The following is a 22938-nucleotide window of genomic DNA, read 5'->3' as shown; positions in this document are numbered from 1 at the left end:
CGGCTAGCGGAAGATGCCGGTGTGCCCCAGGGAGTACCGTCCCGGCTGCGGGTAGACCGCCAGACCGTGCGGGCCCTGGCCGACCGGGATCTTGGCGAGGGTCTTACCGGTGCGGGTGTCCAGCGCGTAGACCTCGGAGTTGTAGCGGCCGGACAGCCACAGCACCTTGCCGTCGGTGGACAGACCGCCCATGTCAGGGCTGCCGCCGCCGCGGATATGCCATTTGTCGACGAGCTTGCCGGTCCTGAAGTCGAGCAGGGAGATGGAGCCCTCGCCGCGGTTGGAGACGTACATGTGCTTCGAGTCGCGGCTGACGTAGAGGCCGTGGGCGCCCTTGCCGGTCGGCATGAGCCGGGGCCGGTTGAAGGTGTCGCCGTTGAGGACCCAGATGCCGTCGGCCATCATGTCGGCGATGTACCAGGTCTTGCCGTCCGGGGAGATCTTCACGTCCTGCGGCATCGCCCCCTCGAACGGCAGTTTCTCCTGGCCGATGACCTTCATCTTCTCCGTGTCGACCTTGAGCAGCTCACCGGAGAACTCACAGGAGACGATGAAGTACCTCCCGTCCGGCGAGAAGTCGGCGTGGTTGACGCCGGCACAGTTGACCGGGAGCGTCTTGCGGACCTCCATGGTGTGCGGGTCGCGGAAGACCAGCTGCCGGTCCATCGAGGCCATCACGACCGCGTACTTCCCGTTGGGCGTGAAGTAGAGGTTGTACGGGTCGTGGACCTTGACGGGGTCGCCGGCCTTACCGGTGGCGGGGTCGATCGGGGTGAGGTCGTGCCCGCGGTTGTTGTTGACCCAGAGCGTCTTCAGGTCCCAGGACGGCACGACGTGCTGTGGCTGTACGCCCACCGGAATGGTCTCGATGACCTTGTAGGTCTTCGGGTCGATGACGCTGACCGTGTCGGATCCGGTGTTGGGGACATAGATCCGCGAAGGGAAGTCCTTGACCTGCGGCGCCAGCCTGCCCGGCCGGTCGGCCGCATAGAGGTCGTGCTCGTCCAGCAGCGGCGGCATCCCGGGCAGGCCCGGCTTGGCGGCCTTGACCGGCGCGCGCTCGACCGGCCGCGGGCCGTGCGCGGCCCGTTCGTTCTCGTCGTCGCTGCCACAGCCCGCGGCCACCAGCGCACAGGCCACGGCGAGCAGCGCGGCCCGGTGGCGCGCGCGCAGGCTCCGACGGTCGTGGGTACGGTTCCGGTCAGCCATCAGGTCACTAGCTCCGTTGTCGTCACCGCGCGCAGACCGCGCCGGCGGAGGCCGTCGAGGATCGGGGGCAGCGCGGCGACCGTGCCGGCATGCCCGAGGTGGAGGCTCACGACCGAGCCCGGCTCGACCGAGTCCAGGACCGTGCGCTGAACGGCGGCAGCACCGGGGTCGTTCGCGTCGAGGGAGTCCACGTCGTAGGACAGGACATGCGGATAGCCGGCCCGGCGGGCCAGCTCGGTCACCAGGGGCGTGGCCCGCCGGGTCTGCGAGGGGCGGAACCAGCTGCCGATGGTTCCGGTGAGCTTGCGCAGCCGGGCGGCGCAGCCGCTGATCTCGGCGTACGCCTCGGCGGCCGGCAGGGCGCAGATGTTGCGGTGGTGCAGCGTGTGATTGCCCAGCTCATGGCCGCCGTCGAGGATCCGGCGGGCCATCGCGGGCTGCTCGTCGAGCCAGTCGCCGATCGCCAGCACAGTGACCTTGGCGCCGGCCCGCTCGGCCTCGCCCAGCAGGGCAGTCGCCATCTTGGGGTCGCCCCGGCCGTGGAAGGTCAGCGCGACCGCCCGGCCGTTCCGTGGCCCGTGTTCGATCTGTACGGGCAGTCCGGGCACCCGGGTCGGCGGCCGGGCGGCGCGCACCGGGGCGGGCGGGGCGTGGCCCGCGCCCGAGGAGCTCGGTCCGCCGGCGGACCGGACGGCGTCGGGGTCCTCGTCCCGGTGCGGGTCGCAGCCCGTCACCAGCGCACCGGCGGCCGCGGCCGAGGCAGCCACACGCAGCACGGAGCGGCGATCTAGGGAAGTCACCACCCCATTAGAGGGGCAACTAATCCGAATTAGCGCGATCTATCCGATTCGCCCGGGTTCGTGTCGCCTCGGACACCTGCCCCGGAGAAGGCCGGACGGGCCCTACACGGGCCAGGCGCGCGCGAGCATCGCCCGTGTGTCGGCGAGGAGTTGGGGCAGCACCTTGGTGTGGCCGACCACCGGCATGAAGTTGGTGTCGCCGCCCCAGCGCGGGACGACATGCTGGTGGAGATGGGCCGCGATCCCGGCCCCGGCGACGGTGCCCTGGTTCATCCCGATGTTGAAGCCGTGCGCCCCGGAGGCGGTGCGCAGCGCGGTCATCGCCCGCTTGGTGAACTCGGCCAGCTCCGCGGTCTCCGGGCCGTCCAGCTCCGTGTAGTCGGCGACATGCCGGAACGGGACGATCATGAGGTGACCGCCGTTGTACGGATACAGATTCAGCACCGCGTAGACATGCTCACCGCGCGCGATCACGAGGCCGTCCTCGTCCGACTTCTCAGGGATCGTGCAGAACGGACAGCCGTCGTCGGCCCCCGGGCCGGTCGGCTTGTTCTCCCCCTGGATGTAGGCCATCCGGTGGGGCGTCCACAGGCGCTGGAAGGCGTCCTGCGTCCCGACTCCGATCTGCTGCTCCGGCTCGCTTGTCATACGGGCCAGCATATGGCTTCGCCCGTTGGCACCGTGTCGTTGGGGCGCATACCCTGCCCCGCTCCGCGATGCTGTGCCGGTGGACAGGGACGTACGGCTGCAGGAGTGGGAGAGGCGCGCCCAGCCGTATCTCTTCATCGCCTCGATCCTCTTTCTCACCTCCTACACGGTCCGGGTCCTCATCCCCGGCCTCTCCTCCGGCTGGTACATCCTCTGGGAGACCGTCACGATCGTGAGCTGGGCGGTCTTCGTGGCGGAGTACCTGGCACGACTGGTCTTCAGCCACGACCGGTGGCACTTCGTGCGCACCCGCTGGCTGGACCTGATCGTGACCGTGCTGCCGCTGCTGCGACCGCTGCGCATGATCGATATGCATGAGCGGATGCAGCTGCGCAGGGCCCGGCCCGGCCTCGTCCTGGAGGCGCGGGTGATGCTGTACTCCGGGCTCGCCGCGCTGCTGCTGGGCTTCGCCGCCAGCCTGGCGGTCTACCACGACGAGCGGTCCGCCCCGGACGCGAACATCCACACCTTCGGTGACGCGGTGTGGTGGGCCTGTTCGACCCTGACGACGACGGGGTACGGCGACGCCACCCCCGTCACCGCGCGCGGCCGGGTGATCGCCGTGGGGCTGATGTTCGTCGGGGTGGCCCTGGTGGGAGCGGTGGTGGGCTCCTTCTCCTCCTACCTGATGCGCCGCTTCCGGCAGGAGGGCGAGAGATGACGCGGCCCCGGAGAGCCGCTCGCTCTCCGGGGCCGTGGTCTCAGGCCATCACACCTGGACGCGGCGCTCCACGACATCGAGGAGCTCGGAAATCGCCTCCTCGCGCGGAATGCCGTTCTTCTGCGACCCGTCGCGGTAGCGGAAGGACACCGCGCCGTTGGCGACATCCTCGTCACCGGCGATGATCATGAACGGCACCTTGCTCTTCTGGGCGTTCCTGATCTTCTTCTGCATCCGGTCCGACGAGGAGTCCACCTCGATCCGCAGCCCCTTGGCCTTCGCCTGGGCGGCGAACTCCTGGAGGTAGGGGACATGCGCGTCGCCGATCGGGATGCAGGTCGCCTGGACCGGCGCCAGCCAGGCCGGGAACGCGCCGGCGTAGTGCTCCAGCAGCACACCGAAGAAACGCTCGATCGAGCCGAACAGCGCGCGGTGCAGCATCACCGGCTGCTGCTTGGAGCCGTCCGCCGCGGTGTACTCCAGGCCGAACCGCTTGGGCTGGTTGAAGTCGACCTGCAGAGTCGACATCTGCCAGGACCGCCCGATCGCGTCCTTCGCCTGCACCGAGATCTTCGGGCCGTAGTACGCGGCGCCGCCCGGGTCCGGGACCAGCGGCAGGCCCTGCTTCTCGGCGGCCTGGCGCAGCGCCTCGGTGGCCTCCTCCCAGTCCTCGTCCGAGCCGATGAACTTGTCGGACTCGTCGCGGGTCGACAGCTCCAGCTCGAACTCGGTCAGGCCGTAGTCGCGCAGCAGGTCGAGCACGAAGGTGAGGAGCGTGTCGAGCTCCTCCGGCATCTGCTCCTTGGTGCAGTAGATGTGCGAGTCGTCCTGGGTGAAGCCTCGCGAGCGGGTCAGGCCGTGCACGACGCCCGACTTCTCGTAGCGGTACACCGTCCCGAACTCGAAGAGGCGCAGCGGCAGTTCACGGTAGGAGCGGCCGCGCGACTTGAAGATCAGGTTGTGCATCGGGCAGTTCATCGCCTTGAGGCGGTAGTTCTGCTCGTCGAACTCGATGGCCGGGAACATCGACTCGCCGTAGTGCGGCAGATGCCCGGAGATCTCGAAGAGGCGCTCCTTCGAGAGGTGCGGGGTGTTCACGAACTCGTAGCCGGAGACCTCGTGCCGCTGGCGGGAGTAGTCCTCCATCACCTTGCGGACGACACCGCCCTTGGGGTGGAAGACGGCGAGGCCGGGGCCGAGCTCCTCCGGGAAGGAGAACAGGTCGAGCTCGGCACCGAGCTTGCGGTGGTCGCGCTTCTCGGCCTCGGCGAGGAACTCCAGATGCGCCTTGAGCTCGTCCTTGGTCGGCCAGGCGGTGCCGTAGATCCGCTGCAGCTGCTTGTTCTTCTCGCTGCCGCGCCAGTACGCGGCGGCCGAGCGCATCAGCTTGAACGCCGGGATGGCACGGGTGCTGGGCAGGTGCGGACCGCGGCACAGGTCCTTCCAGCACAGCTCGCCGGTCTTGGCGTCGAGGTTGTCGTAGATGGTGAGCTCACCGGCGCCGACCTCGGCGGAGGCACCCTCGGCGGCGTCCGCGGCGGAGCCCTTGAGCCCGATCAGCTCCAGCTTGTACGGCTCGTCGGCCAGCTCCTCCCGGGCGGCGTCGTCGGCGACCGCACGGCGCGCGAACTTCTGGCCCCGCTTCTGGATCTCCTGCATCTTCTTCTCGATGCGCTTGAGATCGTCAGGGTGGAAGGGGGTCTCGACGTCGAAGTCGTAGTAGAAGCCGTCCTTGATGGGCGGGCCGATGCCGAGCTTCGCCTCCGGGAACAGCTCCTGCACGGCCTGCGCCATCACATGCGCGGTGGAGTGCCGCAGAATGTTCAGACCGTCCTCGGAGGTGATCTCGACGGGCTCGACCGCGTCACCGTCGGCGACCTCGTACGCCAGGTCCTTCAGCTCCCCGGCCACCCGCGCCGCGACGACACTGCGCTCACCCTGGAAGAGGTCGGCAGCCGTAGTGCCCGTGGTCACCACGCGTTCTTCCCGCTCGGAATCGCGTTGGACGGTCACACGGACGTCTGACACCGGTCTCTCCTGACTCATGTCTCTTGCGCGTCAGCGATTGCTGCGCAGCCGAATCGTACCGAGCCACCGGACCCGACCGCGAAACGGTTTCACCACCCCCGGCTCGCAGGGCGTCATTCCTCCGCGCCGCACGCCTCCTCGAAGAAGTCGAGATTCTCCTGGAGCGACTTCAGCAGCCGGTCCCGCTCCGCCTCGTCGACCTGTACGGGGGTGACATCGCGGCCGCCGGTGATCCGGCGGAACCCGCCGCGGCTCTCCAGCCGCCCGCTCACCCGGATCGGCAGTCCCACCAGGTGCGCGTGCCCGGCGATCCGGTAGTCCTCCTCCCCCAGCGCGACCCGTACCTGCAGCACATCGGCTCCGGTGATCACCCGCAGCCGCACCGTGCCGGGGCCGCCCGGCCGCTCCCTGCGCAGCCGTACCACCGCACCGGTCACCCGGACCGGCAGCGACGGCTCGTCGCGGACATAGCGCTGGGCGGCCTGCTGGAGCGCGGGCAGATCGCCGGGCGAGAACTCCACCGGCTCGGGGCGGGCCGGGCAGCCGGCCGGGGCGCCGGCCGCCGGCGACCACTCGACCGCGATCCGCGCCCCCTCCGCATCCCGCACCAGCGCCATCAGCGCCTGGACCAGCTCATGGCAGACCCCCAGCTCGACGGCGGCGTCGAAGGCCTCCATCCCGCCGGTGGCCCGCTGGTAGTCGGTGGCGTCGCGGGCCGCGTGCAGCGCCTGCTGCAGCCCGGCGACCGCCCGCCGGCCGCCGCGCACCGGCACGAACGCGGTCAGCCGGCGCCCGGCCGCCGCCGGACCGACCAGCACCTGGCTCATGAAGCCCTCGGCCTGCCGTTTGTGCCGGGCGCCGTAGTAGCCGGCCCGGCTGTACGTCCCCAGTGCCCCGGCGAGCAGCATCGAGCGGGCCGCCCCGCGCAGCTGCTCCTGCGCCACCCAGTGCGTGGCACCCGAGCCGCCGTCGGGGACCGCGCGTTCCCAGCGCACCTCGTCGCTGGGTACCGCCAGCCCCACCAGCACCTCGCGTGCGGAGGGCACGGCGCTCTGCGCCAGCGCCGCCAGCGCCTCCGCGAGCAGCTCCCCACTGTCGGGGAAGCGGCGGTCGTGCGGTATCAGCAGGCTGGTGCCGCCCGCCCCGCCGGGCGGTGTCCACCGGGCGTAGTGGCCCGCGGCCCCGCCCCTGCGCCGCCAGCCGTGCCGGGCCAGCAGCGCGCTGAGCACCGCCGGGTCGAGCTGCGCGGGATCCAGCAGCCGTGCGTCGTATTCGTCGGTCGGCCGGTACATCAGGGTCTCCCTCCCGCCCCGACCCGCGTCATGATCTCGCAGAGCGCTCGGTCGTCGAAGATCCGCGCGGTGGGGATCCGCACAGTGGTCCCGCGCCGGCCGGTCACCGGATGGCCGGCCAGATTGATCCAGTAGCAGCAGTGCCGCAGTTCGAGACGGTCGTCGGAGGCCCGCAGCCAGTCCTCCTGGGTCCGCGGGACCAGCATCACGACGAGGATCTTGTGAACCGTCACGGGCGTACGGGCCAGCTTCACCAAGTGGTCGTTGTCGAGCGTGAAGGCGAACGTCGGCCCCGGCGGGCGCGGGGCGGTCTGGTAGGTGCACTTGAGCTGCACCTTGATGGTGACCTCGTCGTCGACGGTGTGGCCGGGCGCGCCATGGCTGACGTGCCAGTCGATTCCGTTGTCCGGGAAGGGCTGCGCCAGCGAGCATCCGGAGGCGGCGGCGACCGCATGGAGGTAGCCGACCTGGAGGGTCTCCATGCAGGCAGTGGTGGCGAGTCCGCCGCGCTGCGGTGTGGTCCGCTGAGGCAGCAGCCCGCCCGGTTCGGGCTGCGCGAGCGTCATCGCGGAGTTGCCTTCCGGGCTGTGCCGATCGATGCGGATGGATGACGGGGAGAAGGCGGATCGCGTCCGCCCGTCCCTCTGGTTGTCTCCGCGTCAAGTGGTAGGCAAACAAAGACGGTTCGAGCACTGGGTGGCTCGGGTATCACCAGCTCGGGTGACGTGCATGTCATCCCCCGTACGAGCGCGAGGAGTTGGGATGATGCCGTGCTGGTATGACGGTCCACTTGCCGCCTTCGACACCGAGACCACCGGGATCGACGTCGAGCGCGATCGCATCGTCTCCGCGGCCCTGGTGGTCCAGGAGACACCGCGCTCCGCGCCCCGGATCACCCGCTGGCTGATCAACCCGGGCGTCGAGATACCTGACGCCGCGACGGCGGTGCACGGTCTGACGGCCGACCATCTCGCGCTGCACGGCCGCTGGCCGGCGCCGGTGCTGGAGGAGGTTGCGCGTGCCCTGGCCGCCCAGTCAGTGGCCGGCCGGCCGCTGGTCGTGATGAACGCCCCGTTCGATCTCACCCTTCTGGAGCGCGAGTTGAAGCGGCACCGCGCCAGCTCGCTGAACGCCTATCTAGGAGGCCACCCGCTGCGCGTCCTGGACCCCCATGTCCTCGACAAGCACCTGGACCGCTATCGCAAGGGCCGCCGCACGCTCACCGCTCTGTGCGCGCACTACGAGGTCGAGCTGTCCGACGCCCATGAGGCGGCGGCCGACGCGCTCGCCGCGCTGCATGTCGTCCGGGCCCTGGGGCACCGTTTCGCCGACCGTCTGGAGGGGCTGCACCCGGCGGAGCTGCACACCCGCCAGGCCATCTGGTACGCGGCCCAGGCCCGCGGACTGCAGGCGTGGTTCGCCCGCAGCGGCAATCCCGAGGCCGTCGATCCGCACTGGCCGCTGCGTCCCGAACTCCCGGCGGCGGCCTGATCCCCCCTCAGCAATTCCGTACGGCGGCAAAGGGGCCGGGCGGAATTCCCGCGCAGCGCTCTTCCAACAAAAAGAACCGGGCCGCCTTTTGGCGGCCCGGTTCTTGATCCCGGTGGGCGATACTGGGTTCGAACCAGTGACCTCTTCGGTGTGAACGAAGCGCTCTCCCACTGAGCTAATCGCCCGGGTGTCGGCGAGGTTTCCCCCGCGAACGAGCAGAACAATACAGGCCGCCCGGGGCTTCCATCAAATTCCTGTTCCGCGGCGGTCCCGGGCCGCCGCGCCGGGGTGGCCGGCGCACCTCATCCGCGGGCCAGCCAGGCGGCGAGACCGCGCCGCCCGGCCCGCATCATCAGCGCATGATTGGCGAGGAACAGCGGCCGCCCCAGCAGCGCGAACCGCCGCAGCAGCGGCTTGCAGACCTCGACGTCCTGCTCGAAGACGGCACGGGTGCCGCCGGCGCCGGGCACCACCGTCCAGCGCGCCCAGCCCGCCAGGTCCCCGCGCATCGTCATCTCCAGCACCCCCGCACCCGGGTCCCGTACGCGCTCGGCCGCCACCACCACGAGGTCGTACGGCAGCAGGGACCGGAACCGGGCGGTGCCGCTGCGCTCGTCGAGCGGGGTCACCTCGCGGACCTGCGGCCACCACTGCGGATAGGCCTCGGCGCGTTCGAGGACGGCGTAGACGACGGTCGGCGAGGCGTTGAGCAGCCATACGCTGCGGAAGCGGTAGCGGTGCAGTCGGCGTGACCAGTCGGGCATGATCCCAGTGTGCGCCCCCTGGCGAGGCGCCCGTCCAACAACTGCGAGGGCCCGGAGACTTGATGTCTCCGGGCCCTCGTCCGGGGTGGGCGATACTGGGTTCGAACCAGTGACCTCTTCGGTGTGAACGAAGCGCTCTCCCACTGAGCTAATCGCCCGGGCGCACCGCCAACATTACCGCACGTCGGCGGGCACTTCTGACCACGCCTCGGTCACTCGGAGACGTTCCACGGCATGACGACGCCGAACTTCCAGAGGTAGACCGCGAGCGCCGCCGCGATGATCACCAGGCCGATGGTGGTCAGGATGATGTTGCGCCGCCGCACCTTGGGGTCGAGCGCCTTCTGGGCCGCTTCGGTGACCTTGCGCTTGGTCCAGCGCAGCACCAGCTGCGCCCAGACGAACTCCGTCGCCCAGATCGCCATACCGCCGAAGATCACCAGCCAGCCCGGCCCCGGCAGCGGCAGCATGATCACGCCGGCCACCACGACCGCGAGGCCGACGATGAAGACTCCGACCTGCCAGCTCACGTGCAGCGGCCGGGACCGCTTGATGAAGTGCGGCGCCCTCGAACCGAGCGGCTTCTCGGCCGGAGCGGCATCCTCCTCCACCGTCCCCAGCCCCCCGTTACTCTGCGTATTCATACTCACCAACTTACCCGACGGGACGGTCCGCCGGAATTACCGCCGAGGACGATCTCGCAATCCGCCGGAAGAGGTACCTGAAGCCACACAAAACCGTCAGAGGGGTTTACAACGGCACCGTAGGTGGCATGTCGATTTCGCCGACGTGCGAATCCCCGAGCGCACACTGAGCGAAAGGCCCTGGCGCTTATGAACACCACGGTCAGCTGCGAGCTGCACCTGCGCCTCGTTGTGTCGAGCGAGTCCTCACTGCCTGTACCCGCGGGCCTGCGGTATGACACGGCCGATCCCTATGCCGTGCATGCCACCTTCCATACCGGAGCCGAGGAGACCGTCGAGTGGGTTTTCGCCCGCGACCTCCTCGCCGAGGGCCTGCACCGGCCCACGGGCACCGGAGACGTCCGCGTATGGCCGTCCCGGAGCCACGGACAGGGCGTTGTCTGCATCGCCCTGAGCTCACCGGAAGGCGAAGCCCTGCTCGAGGCGCCCGCGCGGGCTCTCGAGTCGTTCCTCAAAAGGACCGATGCCGCCGTACCGCCCGGTACGGAGCACCGGCATTTCGATCTCGACACCGAGCTCTCCCACATCCTCGCGGAGAGCTGAGACGCAGACCGGTTACCGAAAGCACCCACCCGCTCACACTTGCGCCCGTCCGACTCGGGGAGGCGGCGCAGGACCGACAAGTTCACACGGCACACTTCGGCGTCGTCGCCGCGGACCCACCGCGGAGTCGGCGCTGAAGCTTGTTCGAAGCGCTAGAGTCGGCGACCATTCGGCAACCCCCGGGGGCGGTACCCGTCCGGCCCCACCCTGCCAGGGAGCGGAACCGTGATCATCACCCATGACACCCGGTGCGCGCTGGACGCGGTCGTCGATCTGCTGAACACCGCCCCGGAGGGCGAAGCGCCCGGAGCACCGGACAGCCTGACCGATCTCGCGGCCCTCGGGGAATTCGTCCAGCGCAACGACGTCAGCGACGTGGGTGCCCTGGGTGCGGGCGATCTGGCCGCCGTACGGTCCGTCCGCGCGCGGTTCGCGCGGGTCTTCGCGGCCGACGACGACCGCACCGCGGCCGAACAGCTGAACTCGCTGGTCGCCTCGGCGGGCACCACTCCGCAGCTGACCGACCACGACGGGTACGACTGGCATGTCCACTACTTCGCGCCGGGCGCGTCGGTCGCCCATCATCTGGCCGCGGACGGCGGGATGGCACTGGCCTTCCTCGTCGTCGCCGGGGAACGCGAGCGGCTGCGGCACTGCGAGGCACCGGACTGCCGGCACGCCTTCGTCGATCTCTCCCGCAACCGCTCGCGGCGCTACTGCGACAGCCGTACCTGCGGAAACCGGCTGCATGTCGCGGCCTACCGGGCACGGCGGCGCGAGGCCGCGGGCTGAGCGGCGGCGCGGCTGCCGGCCTCACAGGAGGAAGAGGTCGTGCATCGCGCCGAGAAGGAGCAGCAGGCCGATGACGGCGAGGAAGAGCATCAGCGGCGGCTGGGACAGCGCGAACAGACAACCGCGTGGTTCGGGGGACGGGGCGTCGTCTTGGGCGAGGGCGCACTCATCGTTCATCTCGCGCGCATCATGACGCAGATGATCGTCTGAGTACGCCCGATAGGCGCCTCAGCAGCGGTAGTTCATCAGATCCCGTGCTTTTTCAGGATCGCTTCGATGTCCGAGAAGTCATCCTTGGGTGCACCGCCCTTGCCCTGAGCCGACTTCTCCTTGGCCGCCGGCTGCGGCGCGGCCCGGCCCGCGCCGAGGGAGGGGACGGAGGCGGCCGGGGCCACCGCGTCGGGCCGGCCGGCCGCCGCGGCCTTGCGCTCCTTACGGCTGCCGACCCCGCCGCGGCGGCGCTCCACCGCCCTGGTGGTCATGAACAGCACGACCGAGAGGGCGAGCACGCCGAAGCCGGCCCAGACCGTGGGCTTGAAGACGATGCTGGTGACCCAGTCGATGACGCCCGTCATCACCAGGCCGATGGGGATGAGGGAATAGGCGGCGATGCGGGTCGCGGCCAGGAACCGCTTGCGGTATGCCGTGATCGCGGCGATGCCCAGGCCCGCTGCCGACACCGCGGCACAGACGGTCGAGGTCAGCATCCGGTCCTCCTGCCGATGGATGGGTGAGCAGGCAGTCTGCTCCCTTCCATCCTGCCTTGTCCCGGCCCGCATGGGCCACGTTCCGGCACGGGCTCAGGGACATCTCGGGGTTGTGCTCCTCCGCAGGTCCCGGTTCGGGCACCGGGCGGGGTACCACGCGGCGCCGGCAAGGGGAGGGCTGGAAGACTGGTTCCCATGAACGACGCCACCGCCTCCCCCGCCCGTCCCGTCCGCCCCGTTCTGGACGTGTGGTGCGAACTGCAGTGCCCGGACTGCCATACCGCTCTGGAGGACCTGCGGGCGCTGCGGGAGCGTTACGGCGACCGGCTGGACATCCGGCTGCGCCACTTCCCCCTGCCGAAGCACCCGCACGCCTATGCCGCCGCGCAGGCCGCCGAGGAGGCCATCGAGCAGGGCCGGGGCCGGCCCTACATCGAGGCGGTGCTGGCGCGGACCGAGGAGCTCGGCAAGCGCGGGACCAAGCTGCTGGTGGAGGTCGCCGGCGAGCTGGGGCTGGACGCCGAGGAGCTGGACACCGCGCTGATCGACGGGCGGCATCTGCTGATCGTCGACGCGGACCAGGCCGAGGGCAAGGCCATCGGGGTGACCGGGACCCCGACGTATGTGATCGGCGGCGAGCGGCTGGACGGCAGCAAGAGCCAGGAAGGGCTGCGCGCCCGTATCGAGGAGATCGCCGACCGGCTGCTGGCCGAACAGGGCTGAGCCCGGGACCTCACCGGCGTTTCGCGGACCCGCTCACAGGAGCGGCTTCCACAGCAGATACCCGGTGGGCCGGTAGCCCAGCGAGGCGTAGAGGCCGAGCGCCGGGGCGTTGCCCGCGTAGACGTTGAGGCCGAGGCTGGTGCGGCCGGCCGTGCGGCTCTCCCGCTCGGCGATCCGCATCAGGGTCCGGCCGTGACCCTGCCCGCGGTGGCCGGGCGCGACCCGCACATCGACGACATAGCCGCCGGGCTGGTCCGGCATCCGCAGGGCGACCCAGATGCTGCCGACGTCCGCGCCGCCGTGGGACAGGACGCGCAGCACCTGGTCGGGCGTCTCCGCACCCTCCGGGAGCAGGGCGCGATGGCCGGCCGCCGCGGCCTCCTCGGCGCGTGTCCGGGACATTCCCTGGCCGACCTGCGTACGGACATGCTCGGCGAGCGCGGCGTCCCGCCAGGCCGGGTACTCCGCCTCGCTCAGCGCGCGGTCGCTGCTGCCCTCGGGCAGCGGGGACGGTGCGGTGAGGGGCTTGCTCAGCATGCGGCTGCGCTCGGTGTAGCCCAGGGCCGCCGCGAGCCGCCCGGCGGCCTCGGCGTCGGCGGGGACGGTCAGCTCGATCTGCCGGCAGCCCCAGCCGCGCAGCACTTCCTCGGCGGCGAGCGCGGCGACGGTGGCGCGGCCCCGGTGCCGGTCCGGCTCGTCGATGGTCAGCTCCGCGATCCGGCCGGCCGTCGGGCCGAACCGGGCATCCGTCGTCAGCCGGATCCCGCCGACCCGGCGGCTGTTGACACAGACGTCGTACGGACGGGCCCGGCGCCCGTCGTCGTGGCGTTCTTCCGGTCCCGCGGGGCGCAGCGTTGTGGTCACGAGGACTTTCTACTCGCCCGTGTGCGGGCGCGTCATCACCGCGGATCGAAGTCGGCGGCCGCCCGCTCGTCGAAGATCCGCATGGCCTCCGCGGTCACCGGGCCCGGGGCGTCGGCGAGTTGGCGGCCGTCGATCCGGGTCACGGCCTGGACGTCGCGCAGGGTGGAGGTCAGGAAGATCTCCTCGGCCCGCTCCAGGGCGTCCAGCGGCAGATCGGTCTCCTTGGCGCCGGCCCAGTCGACGGTCAGAGCGCGGGTGATGCCCGCCAGGCAGCCGGAGTGCAGCGGCGGGGTGTGCAGTTCGCCGTCCAGAACGACGAAGACATTGGAACCGGTGCCTTCGCAGAGCGCGCCGACGGTGTTGGCGAACAGCGCCTCGGAGGCGCCCCGTTCCCGCGCGCGGGCCAGGGCGACGACGTTCTCACCGTACGACGTGGTCTTCAGGCCGGTGAGCGCGCCGCGTTCGTTACGGGTCCACGGGACGGTGACGGCGGCGGTGGTGTCCGGGCGGCGCCGGGTCTCGGAGAGCGCGATGACCAGGGTGGGACCGGCATCGCCGCGGTCCGAGCCGAGCGGGGAGACACCGCCGGTGTAGGTGAGGCGCAGCCGGCCCAGGGCCATCGGGTTGGCCGCCATCACGGCCTCACAGCCGCGCCGTACCTCGTCGAGATCGGGATCGGGCAGGCCGAGCCCGCGGGCGGAGGTGGCCAGGCGCTCCAGATGGCGGGTGAGGGCGAAGGCGCGGCCGTGCTCGGCCTTGATGGTCTCGAAGACTCCGTCGCCGACCGTCAGCCCGTGGTCGAAGACCGAGACCCGGGCGCTCTCGGCGTCCTGCAGTCCCCCGTCGAGCCAGATCTTCATCGCTTTCCTCCACTCGCCTCATGCAGGCCCGACGCTACCGCCAGCAGCCTGCGCGCCTTCAACTCGGTCTCGGCCCACTCCCGCTCCGGATCGGAGTCCCAGATGATGCCCGCGCCGGCGCCGAAGCGCAGCACCGGACCGGCGGGCGGGGTGCGGTCGATCCAGAACGTCCGTATGCCCACCGCGAGCTCGCCGGTGCGGCGGTCGGCGTCGACCCAGCCGATGCCTCCGCAGTACGGGCCGCGGGGTGCGGTCTCCAGCTCGTCGATGATCCGCAGCGCGCTGGACTTGGGAGCACCGGTGACCGACCCGGGCGGGAAGGTGGCTCCCAGCAGATCCGCCCAGGCGGTCTTCTCGTTCGCCCCGTCCAGCTCACCGCGCACCGTGGAGACGAGGTGGACCAGGCCGGGGTGCTCTTCGACGGCGCACAGTGCCGGGACGGTGACAGTTCCGGTGGCGCAGACCCGGCCGAGATCGTTGCGGACCAGGTCCACGATCATCACGTTCTCCGCCCGGTCCTTCGCCGAGAGGTCCGCCGCGGTCCGGCCGGTGCCCTTGATCGGGCCGGAGGTGACGGTGCGGTCGTCGCGCCGCAGATACAGCTCCGGGGAGGCACTGGCGATCTCGACGCCGTGGCCCGGCAGCCGGATCGTGCCCGCGTGCGGCGCCGGATTGCCGCGGTCGAGCACCGCCGACAGCGCGTCGACATCGGCGCGGCCGGGGTCGGGCAGCGGCGCAGTCAGCACCCGGCAGAGATTCACTTGATAGACGTCGCCGGCCGCGATGTGTTCACGGACGCGCCGGACACCTCCGGTATAGGCGTCCCGGTCCAGCGAGCTGATCCAGTCCTCGGGCGCGGGGCCCCGCCAGGCATCGGCGGCGGGCCGGTCCGCCGCGGTGGCCGGCCGGACGTCGCCGAAGCGGGCACAGACCACCGTGCCCTCGAAGTCGGCGGCGACCGCCCACCAGCCCGTGGAGTCCAGAGCCGCGGGATCGCTGGTCACATCCCGCAGGTCAGTGGCTATCAGGCCGCCGAAGCGTGCCATCGGAGCGAAGTCGTGCACGTCAGCGAGTCTATGGCGACGGCCCGCACCCCGCCTGCGCCGACCGAGCACCGCAGCACGCTGCACAAACGCGTTTTTGTACTGGCCCCGGAATCCGCTAGAGTTCAACACGTCGCCGGGACGCGAAAGCGCCCCGGAGGCCAAGTAGCTCCCGGACGTAGTCTGGGAGAGACACCTGCGGACGTAGCTCAGTTGGTAGAGCACCACCTTGCCAAGGTGGATGTCGCGAGTTCGAGTCTCGTCGTCCGCTCGATGTGGGGGATCTTCCCGAACCCCCTCACTCCTGGTGGAGTGGCCGAGAGGCGAGGCAACGGCCTGCAAAGCCGTCTACACGGGTTCAAATCCCGTCTCCACCTCCAAGGACGATTAGCTCAGCGGGAGAGCGCTTCCCTGACACGGAAGAGGTCACTGGTTCAATCCCAGTATCGTCCACTGGATCCCCGGAAACGGGGTGTCCGTCCCGCGCGATTAGCTCAGCGGGAGAGCGCTTCCCTGACACGGAAGAGGTCACTGGTTCAATCCCAGTATCGCGCACGCAGGTGCGGATCTTCGAGATCCGTGGTCCCGAGGACGATTAGCTCAGCGGGAGAGCGCTTCCCTGACACGGAAGAGGTCACTGGTTCAATCCCAGTATCGTCCACACCTGATCCCGAGGGCCGGAGCATTTCGCTCCGGCCCTCGGTCGTGTATCAGGAGGAGAAGAGCATATGGCCGAAGCTGCGGTGATGGCCGTGGTACCCATGGTGGCCGTGGTGGCCCTGATGCGGGGCACCCCAGGCGGGTGCTGCCGGGTAGGCCTGCGGGGCGGGCGGCGGCGGGGCCTGCTGTGACTCAAGACGGGCCAGCGCCTCCAGTTCCCCGTAGTCCAGGAATATCCCCCGGCAGCCGGCGCACTGCTCGATCTGGACACCATTGCGGTGGTACGTATGCATCGGGGCCTGGCACTTGGGGCATTGCATCGTCGCTCAACTCCCGTCATCCACAACTGCTCACGGCGGCACCGCCGGAACGGCCTCCCGGCAGCGGGGCGTTCAGCCTACGTCCGGACCGGCGGACGCCAACTGCTGCGGCGGATACGTCATCCGGGCACAGGCATCGACGACCGCGGTCTCGACCTCGTCCAGGGGGCGGGCGGCGGTGGCGGCCTTGGCTATGGCGAGCGCGGCGGTCTGCACGGTGAGCGCGCGGGCCGGAATCTCCAGGTCCGGCCAGGGATCACCGTCCGGACCCACGGCGGGGCCGCCGGCCGCGCGGTAGGCGGCCAGGAAGCGGGTCCAGATCCGGCACGTGGCGGTGGGGCTTCGTCCCGGGCCCACGGCGGCAGCAGGGCCCGGGCCCGCTCGACGGCAGCGGCGGCCGCGGGCAGCGCCCTGGCGGCGGTCCGGGGTGCGCGGGCACCGGACGGCGGGCCGCCGGCGGGGGCCGGTGCGGTACGCAGACGGGCCAGGGCGCGGGCGGCCTTGGCCGGGCCGCGCATCGGCGGGACGGGGCCGGGAAGTTGACGCGGGTCGACGGAGTGCAGACGGGCCAGCAGCCGGGCGGCCCAGGGGGCGGCGTCGGGGTCGTCGGGCGGGACCGGGCTGCCGTAGGGCCACCGGGTGAGCGCACGGCCCTCCTCGGTGACGGTGAGATAGCCGTCGGGGGCGGTGACGGGGAGCGGGGGCAGCAGGATGCCGTGCAGGAGGGGGTGGGCGGCGATCCGCAGCCGGGCGGCGAGCTCGCGGAGGCCGGCGTCGGGGGCGTGCGCCTTGGCGACCGTACGGCCGCTGCGGACGACCGTGCCGTCGGGACGGTCGGCGAGCACCTCGGCGGGCGGGGCGGGTGCGCCCTCCCGGGACGCCGTCGCGGACAGGGCGGTCAGGCGGGCGAGCAGTGAGGTGGTCATCGTTCCCCCGAGTCCCGCGCGGGCCGGATGCGCCGTGGGTGGTGGTGCGGGCCATGGGCGGCCCGGTCCGGGATCGTACGCGCGGTGCGGGCGGATCGGACCGGGGCGGTGGTCCGGAACGCTCGAAGGCCGGGCATCTCCCCAGATGCCCGGCCGTCGTGCCGTCCGCCGCACCCCCCGTCCCCACGGGGTTTCAGCCGGAGGTCCCCCGTCCCGGGCCGCTCTCCCGGGCCTGGGGCGCCGCTCAGCGCCCCAGCATTCCGACCACGGACGACGCCTGTGTCCACACTGCTTCCCAGCCGCCGAAGACCACGGCGAGGACGGTCGCCAGCGGCAGCACCATGGCCACCGCGACGAGGGGGTGGCGGGTACCGGAGGACTGCTGGCCGCCGAGCGCCGCGGCGACTCGTCGCCCCTGCGCCCGAAGGGCCGTCCGCCCGGAGGTCTCCACCATCGTCCCGCTCCCGTCGATTCCTGGGGCGGCGGGCGTCTGACCTCGGGGGACGAGTGCTCCGCCCGCCGCTTGAAGACAACCCTAGGTACGCGGCCGGCGGGAGGCGTCATGCCGTCGTATCGATTGGTCGGCCTCCAGGAGGATGACGGAACCGTGCCCCGTGTACTCCTCTGGGTGGAGAGACACGTCCAGAGACACGTCCAGGACCTGGGGACATCCTCGAAGGGGGACCGTCGAACGCACCGCCCCGGGCACTCCTGAGGGTGACCTCGCTCACTCCGGCCGCTCCCCCGGGCACGGCTGCCCCGCCCCCGCATCGCGCTCGGCCCGCCGCCCGTCCCGCGCCTCGGCCGTATCCCCCGCATCCGCGACCAACCCGCCCCGATCCTGCTACATCATGCCAATCCCCCTTCTACGGCAGATCATTGGGATCTCGCGCGGGATGTCGGTCCGCACGGCGGGAGGAGGAGCTCCCGTGCTTCGAGATTCGCACGTGCCACGGTCAATCCACCGGCCGACGCATGCGCGGCCTCTCAGCACAGCGAGCCGTCAATCCGTAAGCTGTGCCACGTCAGACGGTTGGCAGCGGAGGGGGCTCCCCACCGCAGGTAGGGGACGGACATGGCGATGATGCGGCTCCGACGCGAGGACCCGCGTGTCGTCGGGACGTTCCGGCTGCACCGCCGGCTCGGCGCGGGCGGGATGGGTGTGGTCTACCTCGGCTCGGACAAGCGCGGGCAGCGGGTGGCGCTCAAGGTGATCCGGCCGGACCTGGCGGAGGATCAGGAATTCCGCTCGCGGTTCGCCCGTGAGGTCTCCGCCGCCCGGCGGATCCGCGGCGGCTGTACGGCCCGGCTGGTCGCGGCCGATCTGGACGCGGACCGCCCCTGGTTCGCCACGCAGTACGTCCCGGGGCCCTCGCTGCACGACAAGGTCAACGAGGAGGGGCCGCTGTCCCCGGCGCAGGTCGCCTCCATCGGCGCCGCACTCTCCGAGGGGCTGCTGGCCGTCCATGACGCGGGCGTGGTGCACCGCGATCTGAAGCCGTCCAACATTCTGCTGTCGCCCAAGGGCCCGCGGATCATCGACTTCGGTATCGCCTGGGCGACCGGCGCCAGCACGCTGACCCATGTCGGTACGGCCGTCGGCTCACCGGGCTTTCTGGCGCCGGAGCAGGTGCGTGGGGCCGCGGTGACACCGGCGACGGACATCTTCGCGCTGGGCGCCACCCTCGCGTACACCTGCACCGCGGACTCCCCCTTCGGCCAGGGGAGTTCGGAGGTCATGCTCTATCGCGTGGTCCATGAGGAGGCGCAGCTCGCCGGAGTGCCGGACGCACTGGCGCCGCTGCTCGCCTCGTGTCTGGCCAAGGACCCGGCGGACCGCCCCAGCACCCTGTCGCTGTCGCTGCGGCTCAAGGAGATCGCGGCCCGTGAGGCGCACGGCCTGCCGGGCGGGCCGCTGGAGAACGGGTCCGGTGCCGGGACCGGTTGGGAGCGCGTGGAGCGCCGGCCCTCGGAGCGGCCGACCGGACAGCGGGCCGAGGAGTATGCGCGCCAGCGCACCGAGCGGCGGACGGCGGGCAGTTCCTCGCCGCGTCCGCACGCCTCCCGTCCCCCGGTTCCGCGGGACGCGGCCGCCCGGCCGGCCGGTCCGGTGTCGGCCGCGGGGAAGAACCCGCGGACCGGCGGGCGGAACGGGCGACGTGTCCCGGCCGCGCGGCCCACGGGGCGAAACGGTTCGCGTACCCCGGTGCGCACGACATCCGGCGGGCGTCGGCCGGGTCCCGACCGCCGGCTGCTGCGCCAGCGCGTCATCGTGTTCGTCGTGGTGACGCTGCTGGTGGCGCTCGGAATCGCGGCCGCTCAGGGGTGTCAGGGGCCGGCCCGCGGACTCGGGGCGGAGCGGCCGGTGCCGGTCGTGCCGTCCGCGGGGGTAGCGGGGCCGCACGGGGTGGGGCAACAGAACCCGTAGCAGGGAATTTCGTTCGGAGCAGCCGGCGGTTGTCCGGTGTGCCGTTGACCGATGCGCAGTGGGCGCGGATCGAGCCGTTGCGTGCAGACCGGACGCCGAAGCGGGGTGGCCGGTGGCGGGATCACCGGGTGGTGATCGATGCGCTCGTCCGGGAGCTCTGGACCGGGTCGCGGTGGGTGCACTGCCGGAGCGTGTCACGGGCCGGTCCGGCGGTTCTGCGGGCCGCGCCGCATCGCGCCCCTCAGCCCCAGGTGAGCGGGTCGAGATGGAGGTAGAAGCGCAGGCGGTCGTGGTCGAGGGCGATGCCGTAGCTCTCGGCGAACGCCGCGTCCGCGGCCCGCGCCCGCTCCTCGTCCGGCCAGGTCTCCCGCGCGTTGGCGAGCAGCAGCGCCAGGTCGGCGTAACGGTCGGCCGGCCCGAGGCGGCCCAGGTCGATGAAGCCCGACACGTTCAGGGTCTGCGGGTCCAGGACGATGTTGGGCAGGCACAGGTCCCCGTGGCAGACGACCCGGTCGGCGGCCTCCTGGTCCCGTCGCCGCGCGACCTGCGGGGCGAGGCGGTCCAGCAGCTCCGCGGGCGGCGTGTGCTGCTGCTCGACGGGGAGGAACTCCGGGTTCACCGCCCCGCGGCGCACGACGTCGCGCGCCACGGCGACCATGGCGTCCAGGTCCCGGCGGAACGGGCACTCCCACACGGGCACGTCATGGAGCCGGCGGACCGCGTCCGCGATGCGTTCCCAGGAGACCCGCAGGTCCGCGGCGGGCACCTGGTCAGCGGGTACGCCGGAGACGGCACTGGTCACCAGGCAGGCACCCGCGTCACCGGAGTGCCAGTCGAGCACCCGGGGTCCCGGTATGCCCTGGTCGCCCAGCCATGCGACCCGGTCGCGCTCGGCCTCCAGGCCGACCGCGTCCGCAGCGGGTACGCACTTGGCGTACCGGGCGGCGTCCGCACTGCGAAAGACGGCGGCTCCCGACTCACCCGAAGTGACGGGCAGCCAGTCGCCGCCACCCGCGCCGAGCAGCACCGGCGACACGGTCCGGGGTTCGGGATGATCGCTCATAGCGGCCACCTTAGTCAGCCGGACCGGTACCCCGGCTCGGGTCGGAGGACCCCGTCCCTGCCACGCCCCCGGCCCGCGGCGGGGGCCGGTGGCAGATCAAGCCGGGCGGCCGGTCGCCACCGCGTAGAAGGCCACCGCGGCGGCCGCGCCGACGTTGAGCGAGTCCACGCCGTGCGCCATCGGGATGCGGACCCATTCGTCGGCGGCCCGCAAAGCGCCGGTGCTCAGGCCGTCGCCCTCGGCGCCCAGCATCAACGCGGCGCGCTCCAGGGTGTGCGGGGCGGCCTCGTCGATGGCGGTGGCCTTATCGGCCGGAGTGAGGGCGAGCAGCTTGAAGCCCGCTTCCCGTACGGTGGCCAGATCCCGGGGCCAGCTCTCCAGGCGGGCGTACGGCACGGAGAACACCGCACCCATGGAGACCTTCACCGAGCGGCGGTAGAGCGGATCGGCGCAGTCCGGTGAGAGCAGCACCGCGTCCATGCCCAGAGCCGCCGCGCTGCGGAAGATCGCGCCGATGTTGGTGTGGTCGTTGACCGCCTCCATCACCGCGATGCGCCGGGCCCCGGCGAGGAGTTCGGCGGGCGCGGGCAGCGGCTTGCGCTGCATGGAGGCCAGTGCGCCACGGTGCACGTGATAGCCCGTCACCCGCTCGGCGAGGGCCGGGTTGACGGCGTAGACCGGTGCCGGGACCTCGTCGATGACATCGCGCATGACGTCGACCCACTTGGCCGAGAGCAGCATGGAGCGCATCGCGTAACCGGCGTGCCGGGCGCGCCGGATGACCTTCTCGCCCTCGGCGATGAAGAGCCCTTCTGCGGGCTCGCGCCGGCGCCGCAGCTCGACGTCGGTCAGGCCGGTGTAGTCGGCCAGCCGCGGGTCGTCCGGGTCATCGACGGTGATGATTTCTGCCACGGGGAGATAGTGCCTTGTCGGTGTCGGGGTTCCAATGCCGCGTCCGGAATCGGTTACCTGCGGGTAGGGGCCACGGCGACGACCTCGCCGATGACGATGACCGCCGGGGGGCGTACGCCTTCGGCCCGTACGGTCTCGCCGAGCGTCGCGAGGGTGGCGTCGACGCGGCGCTGGGCCGCGGTGGTCCCCTCCTGGATGACGGCGGCGGGGGTGTCGGCGGCGCGGCCGTGCTCGACGAGCTTGGCGGCGATGGCGCCGCTGTTCTCCACGCCCATCAGGATGACGAGGGTGCCGCGCAGCTTGGCGAGCGCGGGCCAGTCCACCAGCGAGCGCTCGTCGTCGGGGGCGACATGGCCGCTGACGACGGTGAACTCGTGGGCGACACCGCGGTGGGTGACGGGGATGCCGGCGGCGCCGGGCACCGAGATGGTGCTGGAGATGCCGGGGACGACCGTGCAGGGGATACCGGCCTCGGCGAGTGCCTGGGCCTCCTCCATGCCGCGGCCGAAGACGAACGGGTCGCCGCCCTTGAGCCGGACCACGGCCTTGCCGGCCTTGGCGTGCTCGATCAGCGCGTTGTTGATGGCCTCCTGGGCCATGAAACGGCCGTAGGGGATCTTCGCGGCGTCGATGACCTCGACATGCGGCGGGAGTTCGGCGAGCAGATCGCGGGGGCCGAGGCGGTCGGCGATCACCACGTCCGCCTCGGCGAGCAGCCGGCGGCCGCGGACGGTGATCAGGTCGGGGTCGCCGGGGCCGCCGCCGACCAGGGCCACACCCGGGGTGTGCGGGCGGCGGTGGTGCGGGGCGGCGATGCTGCCGTCCCGGAGGCCCTCGACGATCGCGTCGCGCACGGCGGCGGAGCGGCGCGGGTCGCGGCCGGTGAGCACGGCGACGGTGACGCCCTCGCTGCGGCCGGTGGCCGGGGTCCAGGCGGTGGCCGCCTCGGCGTCGTCGGAGCGTACACACCACACCCGGCGGTCCTCGGCCTCCTGGGACGCGGCGGCGTTGGCCTCCGGGTCGTCGGTGGAGATCAGCGCGTACCAGGCGCCGTCGAGGTCACCGTCCTGGTAGCGGCGGCGCTCCCAGCGGACCTCGCCGGCATCGGCCATCGCCTCGACGGACGGGGTGGCGGACGGGGAGATCAGCAGGACCTCGGCGCCGGCGGCGACCAGGGAGGGGAGCCGGCGCTGGGCGACCTGGCCGGCGCCCAGGACAACCACCCGGCGGCCGGACAGCCGCAGTCCGACGGGGTAGGCAGCGTGTTCGGCGACGTGCTCAGCCATGGCGGTACGGCTCCTTGTGCGGATGGTGCGGGTTCGGCGACCGGCTCGGCCGCTGCGGCTCTGGAGCGGCTGGTCAGGGGTACGGCCCGGGGCGGTGTCATGGCCCCGGCCCACAGCCTATGGGGCTGCGGGCCGGGGGTCATGCGGGGGCGGA

General features: G+C 71.7%; 24 protein-coding genes, 7 tRNA genes and 1 pseudogene. 11 read left to right on the top strand and 21 right to left on the bottom strand.

Annotated elements, in window-relative coordinates:
• Positions 1-3: 3 nt before the first annotated feature.
• The 3 genes from AB0C46_RS14465 to AB0C46_RS14455 all read right to left on the bottom strand — a co-directional run bounded on the left by AB0C46_RS14465 (position 4) and on the right by AB0C46_RS14455 (position 2669).
• Positions 4-1209, bottom strand: a complete 1206-nt coding sequence (locus AB0C46_RS14465; protein ID WP_362828129.1) for a hypothetical protein — start codon at positions 1207-1209, stop codon at positions 4-6.
• Positions 1209-1985, bottom strand: coding sequence for a polysaccharide deacetylase family protein (locus AB0C46_RS14460; protein WP_362828141.1), 777 nt, complete (start codon positions 1983-1985; stop codon positions 1209-1211). The genes AB0C46_RS14465 and AB0C46_RS14460 overlap by 1 nt, the downstream gene beginning before the upstream one ends.
• A gap of 126 nt (positions 1986-2111) precedes the next feature.
• The gene (locus AB0C46_RS14455) at positions 2112-2669 is read right to left on the bottom strand and encodes an HIT domain-containing protein (RefSeq protein ID WP_362828128.1); all 558 of its coding nucleotides are present in this window, start codon (positions 2667-2669) and stop codon (positions 2112-2114) included.
• A gap of 61 nt (positions 2670-2730) precedes the next feature.
• On the opposite strand from AB0C46_RS14455, the gene AB0C46_RS14450 reads away from it, so the two are divergent.
• On the top strand, positions 2731-3378 hold the full coding sequence (locus AB0C46_RS14450) for an ion channel (protein WP_362828127.1): 648 nt from the start codon (positions 2731-2733) through the stop codon (positions 3376-3378).
• A 48-nt stretch (positions 3379-3426) separates the two neighbouring features.
• Here the strand turns inward: AB0C46_RS14450 and thrS are convergent, their stop codons facing one another.
• The 3 genes from thrS to AB0C46_RS14435 form a co-directional block, all read right to left on the bottom strand.
• Complete coding sequence (thrS, locus tag AB0C46_RS14445; RefSeq protein WP_362828126.1) at positions 3427-5406, bottom strand: threonine--tRNA ligase; 1980 nt, start codon at positions 5404-5406, stop codon at positions 3427-3429.
• Between the two features lie 113 nt (positions 5407-5519).
• On the bottom strand, positions 5520-6698 hold the full coding sequence (locus AB0C46_RS14440) for a hypothetical protein (protein WP_362828125.1): 1179 nt from the start codon (positions 6696-6698) through the stop codon (positions 5520-5522).
• The gene (locus AB0C46_RS14435; RefSeq protein WP_362828124.1) at positions 6698-7264 is read right to left on the bottom strand and encodes a DUF4365 domain-containing protein; all 567 of its coding nucleotides are present in this window, start codon (positions 7262-7264) and stop codon (positions 6698-6700) included. The genes AB0C46_RS14440 and AB0C46_RS14435 overlap by 1 nt, the downstream gene beginning before the upstream one ends.
• Positions 7265-7463: 199 nt before the next feature.
• Here AB0C46_RS14435 and AB0C46_RS14430 point away from each other — a divergent pair, with 199 nt between their 5' ends.
• Positions 7464-8189, top strand: a complete 726-nt coding sequence (locus tag AB0C46_RS14430; RefSeq protein ID WP_362828140.1) for an exonuclease domain-containing protein — start codon at positions 7464-7466, stop codon at positions 8187-8189.
• Positions 8190-8302: 113 nt separating this feature from the next.
• Here AB0C46_RS14430 and AB0C46_RS14425 read toward each other — a convergent pair.
• The 4 genes from AB0C46_RS14425 to AB0C46_RS14410 form a co-directional block, all read right to left on the bottom strand.
• Positions 8303-8374 (bottom strand) — tRNA-Val (locus tag AB0C46_RS14425).
• A 117-nt stretch (positions 8375-8491) separates the two neighbouring features.
• Positions 8492-8953, bottom strand: a complete 462-nt coding sequence (locus AB0C46_RS14420) for an SRPBCC family protein (RefSeq protein WP_362828123.1) — start codon at positions 8951-8953, stop codon at positions 8492-8494.
• 86 nt (positions 8954-9039) lie between these two features.
• Positions 9040-9111, bottom strand: a tRNA-Val gene (locus AB0C46_RS14415).
• Positions 9112-9165: 54 nt separating this feature from the next.
• A complete protein-coding gene (locus AB0C46_RS14410; RefSeq protein ID WP_362828122.1) occupies positions 9166-9597 on the bottom strand; it encodes a TIGR02611 family protein in 432 nt (143 codons plus the stop codon).
• A gap of 189 nt (positions 9598-9786) precedes the next feature.
• Here AB0C46_RS14410 and AB0C46_RS14405 point away from each other — a divergent pair, with 189 nt between their 5' ends.
• Together AB0C46_RS14405 and AB0C46_RS14400 are read left to right on the top strand one after the other, a co-directional pair.
• Complete coding sequence (locus AB0C46_RS14405; protein ID WP_003959770.1) at positions 9787-10200, top strand: SsgA family sporulation/cell division regulator; 414 nt, start codon at positions 9787-9789, stop codon at positions 10198-10200.
• Positions 10201-10425: 225 nt separating this feature from the next.
• Positions 10426-10992 carry a CGNR zinc finger domain-containing protein gene (locus AB0C46_RS14400; RefSeq protein ID WP_362828121.1) on the top strand — a complete coding sequence of 189 codons (567 nt, stop codon included), beginning with the start codon at positions 10426-10428 and terminating at the stop codon, positions 10990-10992.
• 21 nt (positions 10993-11013) lie between these two features.
• On the opposite strand, the gene AB0C46_RS14395 is transcribed toward AB0C46_RS14400, so the two are convergent.
• Both AB0C46_RS14395 and AB0C46_RS14390 read right to left on the bottom strand, forming a co-directional pair.
• Positions 11014-11169, bottom strand: coding sequence for a hypothetical protein (locus tag AB0C46_RS14395; RefSeq protein ID WP_362828120.1), 156 nt, complete (start codon positions 11167-11169; stop codon positions 11014-11016).
• A 68-nt stretch (positions 11170-11237) separates the two neighbouring features.
• Entirely contained in the window at positions 11238-11699 is a 462-nt protein-coding gene (locus AB0C46_RS14390; RefSeq protein ID WP_362828119.1) for a hypothetical protein, read from the bottom strand.
• 195 nt (positions 11700-11894) lie between these two features.
• Between AB0C46_RS14390 and AB0C46_RS14385 the strand changes: the two genes are divergently transcribed.
• Positions 11895-12422 carry a DsbA family protein gene (locus AB0C46_RS14385; RefSeq protein WP_362828118.1) on the top strand — a complete coding sequence of 176 codons (528 nt, stop codon included), beginning with the start codon at positions 11895-11897 and terminating at the stop codon, positions 12420-12422.
• 33 nt (positions 12423-12455) lie between these two features.
• On the opposite strand, the gene AB0C46_RS14380 is transcribed toward AB0C46_RS14385, so the two are convergent.
• Genes AB0C46_RS14380 through AB0C46_RS14370 form a run of 3 tightly spaced genes read right to left on the bottom strand, consistent with a single transcriptional unit; the run spans position 12456 to position 15210 of the window.
• Positions 12456-13286 (bottom strand): GNAT family N-acetyltransferase, encoded by an 831-nt coding sequence (locus tag AB0C46_RS14380; RefSeq protein ID WP_362828117.1) that lies wholly within the window; start codon positions 13284-13286, stop codon positions 12456-12458.
• A gap of 35 nt (positions 13287-13321) precedes the next feature.
• Positions 13322-14146 (bottom strand): aminodeoxychorismate lyase, encoded by an 825-nt coding sequence (locus tag AB0C46_RS14375; protein ID WP_362828116.1) that lies wholly within the window; start codon positions 14144-14146, stop codon positions 13322-13324.
• The gene (locus AB0C46_RS14370; RefSeq protein WP_362828115.1) at positions 14143-15210 is read right to left on the bottom strand and encodes a chorismate-binding protein; all 1068 of its coding nucleotides are present in this window, start codon (positions 15208-15210) and stop codon (positions 14143-14145) included. Before AB0C46_RS14370 ends, AB0C46_RS14375 begins: the two co-directional genes overlap by 4 nt.
• A gap of 177 nt (positions 15211-15387) precedes the next feature.
• Between AB0C46_RS14370 and AB0C46_RS14365 the strand changes: the two genes are divergently transcribed.
• The 5 genes from AB0C46_RS14365 (at position 15388) to AB0C46_RS14345 (ending at position 15850) form a co-directional block, all read left to right on the top strand.
• Positions 15388-15460: transfer RNA gene (locus AB0C46_RS14365), tRNA-Gly, on the top strand.
• A 35-nt stretch (positions 15461-15495) separates the two neighbouring features.
• Positions 15496-15569 (top strand) — tRNA-Cys (locus AB0C46_RS14360).
• A gap of 1 nt (position 15570) precedes the next feature.
• Positions 15571-15642: transfer RNA gene (locus AB0C46_RS14355), tRNA-Val, on the top strand.
• 30 nt (positions 15643-15672) lie between these two features.
• Positions 15673-15744 (top strand) — tRNA-Val (locus tag AB0C46_RS14350).
• 34 nt (positions 15745-15778) lie between these two features.
• Positions 15779-15850 (top strand) — tRNA-Val (locus AB0C46_RS14345).
• 49 nt (positions 15851-15899) lie between these two features.
• Here the strand turns inward: AB0C46_RS14345 and AB0C46_RS14340 are convergent.
• The 3 genes and pseudogenes from AB0C46_RS14340 to AB0C46_RS14330 form a co-directional block, all read right to left on the bottom strand.
• The gene (locus tag AB0C46_RS14340) at positions 15900-16169 is read right to left on the bottom strand and encodes a zf-TFIIB domain-containing protein (RefSeq protein WP_362828114.1); all 270 of its coding nucleotides are present in this window, start codon (positions 16167-16169) and stop codon (positions 15900-15902) included.
• 72 nt (positions 16170-16241) lie between these two features.
• Positions 16242-17095 (bottom strand): annotated as a pseudogene (locus AB0C46_RS14335) (aminoglycoside phosphotransferase family protein).
• A gap of 244 nt (positions 17096-17339) precedes the next feature.
• Positions 17340-17549, bottom strand: coding sequence for a hypothetical protein (locus AB0C46_RS14330; protein WP_362828113.1), 210 nt, complete (start codon positions 17547-17549; stop codon positions 17340-17342).
• A 621-nt stretch (positions 17550-18170) separates the two neighbouring features.
• On the opposite strand from AB0C46_RS14330, the gene AB0C46_RS14325 reads away from it, so the two are divergent.
• Complete coding sequence (locus AB0C46_RS14325; protein ID WP_362828112.1) at positions 18171-19523, top strand: protein kinase; 1353 nt, start codon at positions 18171-18173, stop codon at positions 19521-19523.
• Positions 19524-19764: 241 nt separating this feature from the next.
• On the opposite strand, the gene AB0C46_RS14320 is transcribed toward AB0C46_RS14325, so the two are convergent.
• The 3 genes from AB0C46_RS14320 to cobA all read right to left on the bottom strand — a co-directional run bounded on the left by AB0C46_RS14320 (position 19765) and on the right by cobA (position 22784).
• Positions 19765-20586, bottom strand: a complete 822-nt coding sequence (locus tag AB0C46_RS14320) for an APH(3'') family aminoglycoside O-phosphotransferase (RefSeq protein ID WP_362828111.1) — start codon at positions 20584-20586, stop codon at positions 19765-19767.
• Positions 20587-20682: 96 nt separating this feature from the next.
• Positions 20683-21498: an RNA methyltransferase gene (locus AB0C46_RS14315; protein WP_362828110.1), complete on the bottom strand. Its 816-nt coding sequence runs from the start codon at positions 21496-21498 to the stop codon at positions 20683-20685.
• Between the two features lie 53 nt (positions 21499-21551).
• Complete coding sequence (cobA, locus tag AB0C46_RS14310) at positions 21552-22784, bottom strand: uroporphyrinogen-III C-methyltransferase (RefSeq protein WP_362828109.1); 1233 nt, start codon at positions 22782-22784, stop codon at positions 21552-21554.
• Positions 22785-22938 lie beyond the last annotated feature (154 nt).

Source organism: Streptomyces sp. NPDC048637, assembly GCF_040650675.1.
GTDB lineage: Bacteria > Actinomycetota > Actinomycetes > Streptomycetales > Streptomycetaceae > Streptomyces.
The sequence above is the reverse complement of the archived record's forward strand: the minus strand, read 5'-3'. Positions and strand labels throughout refer to the sequence as shown.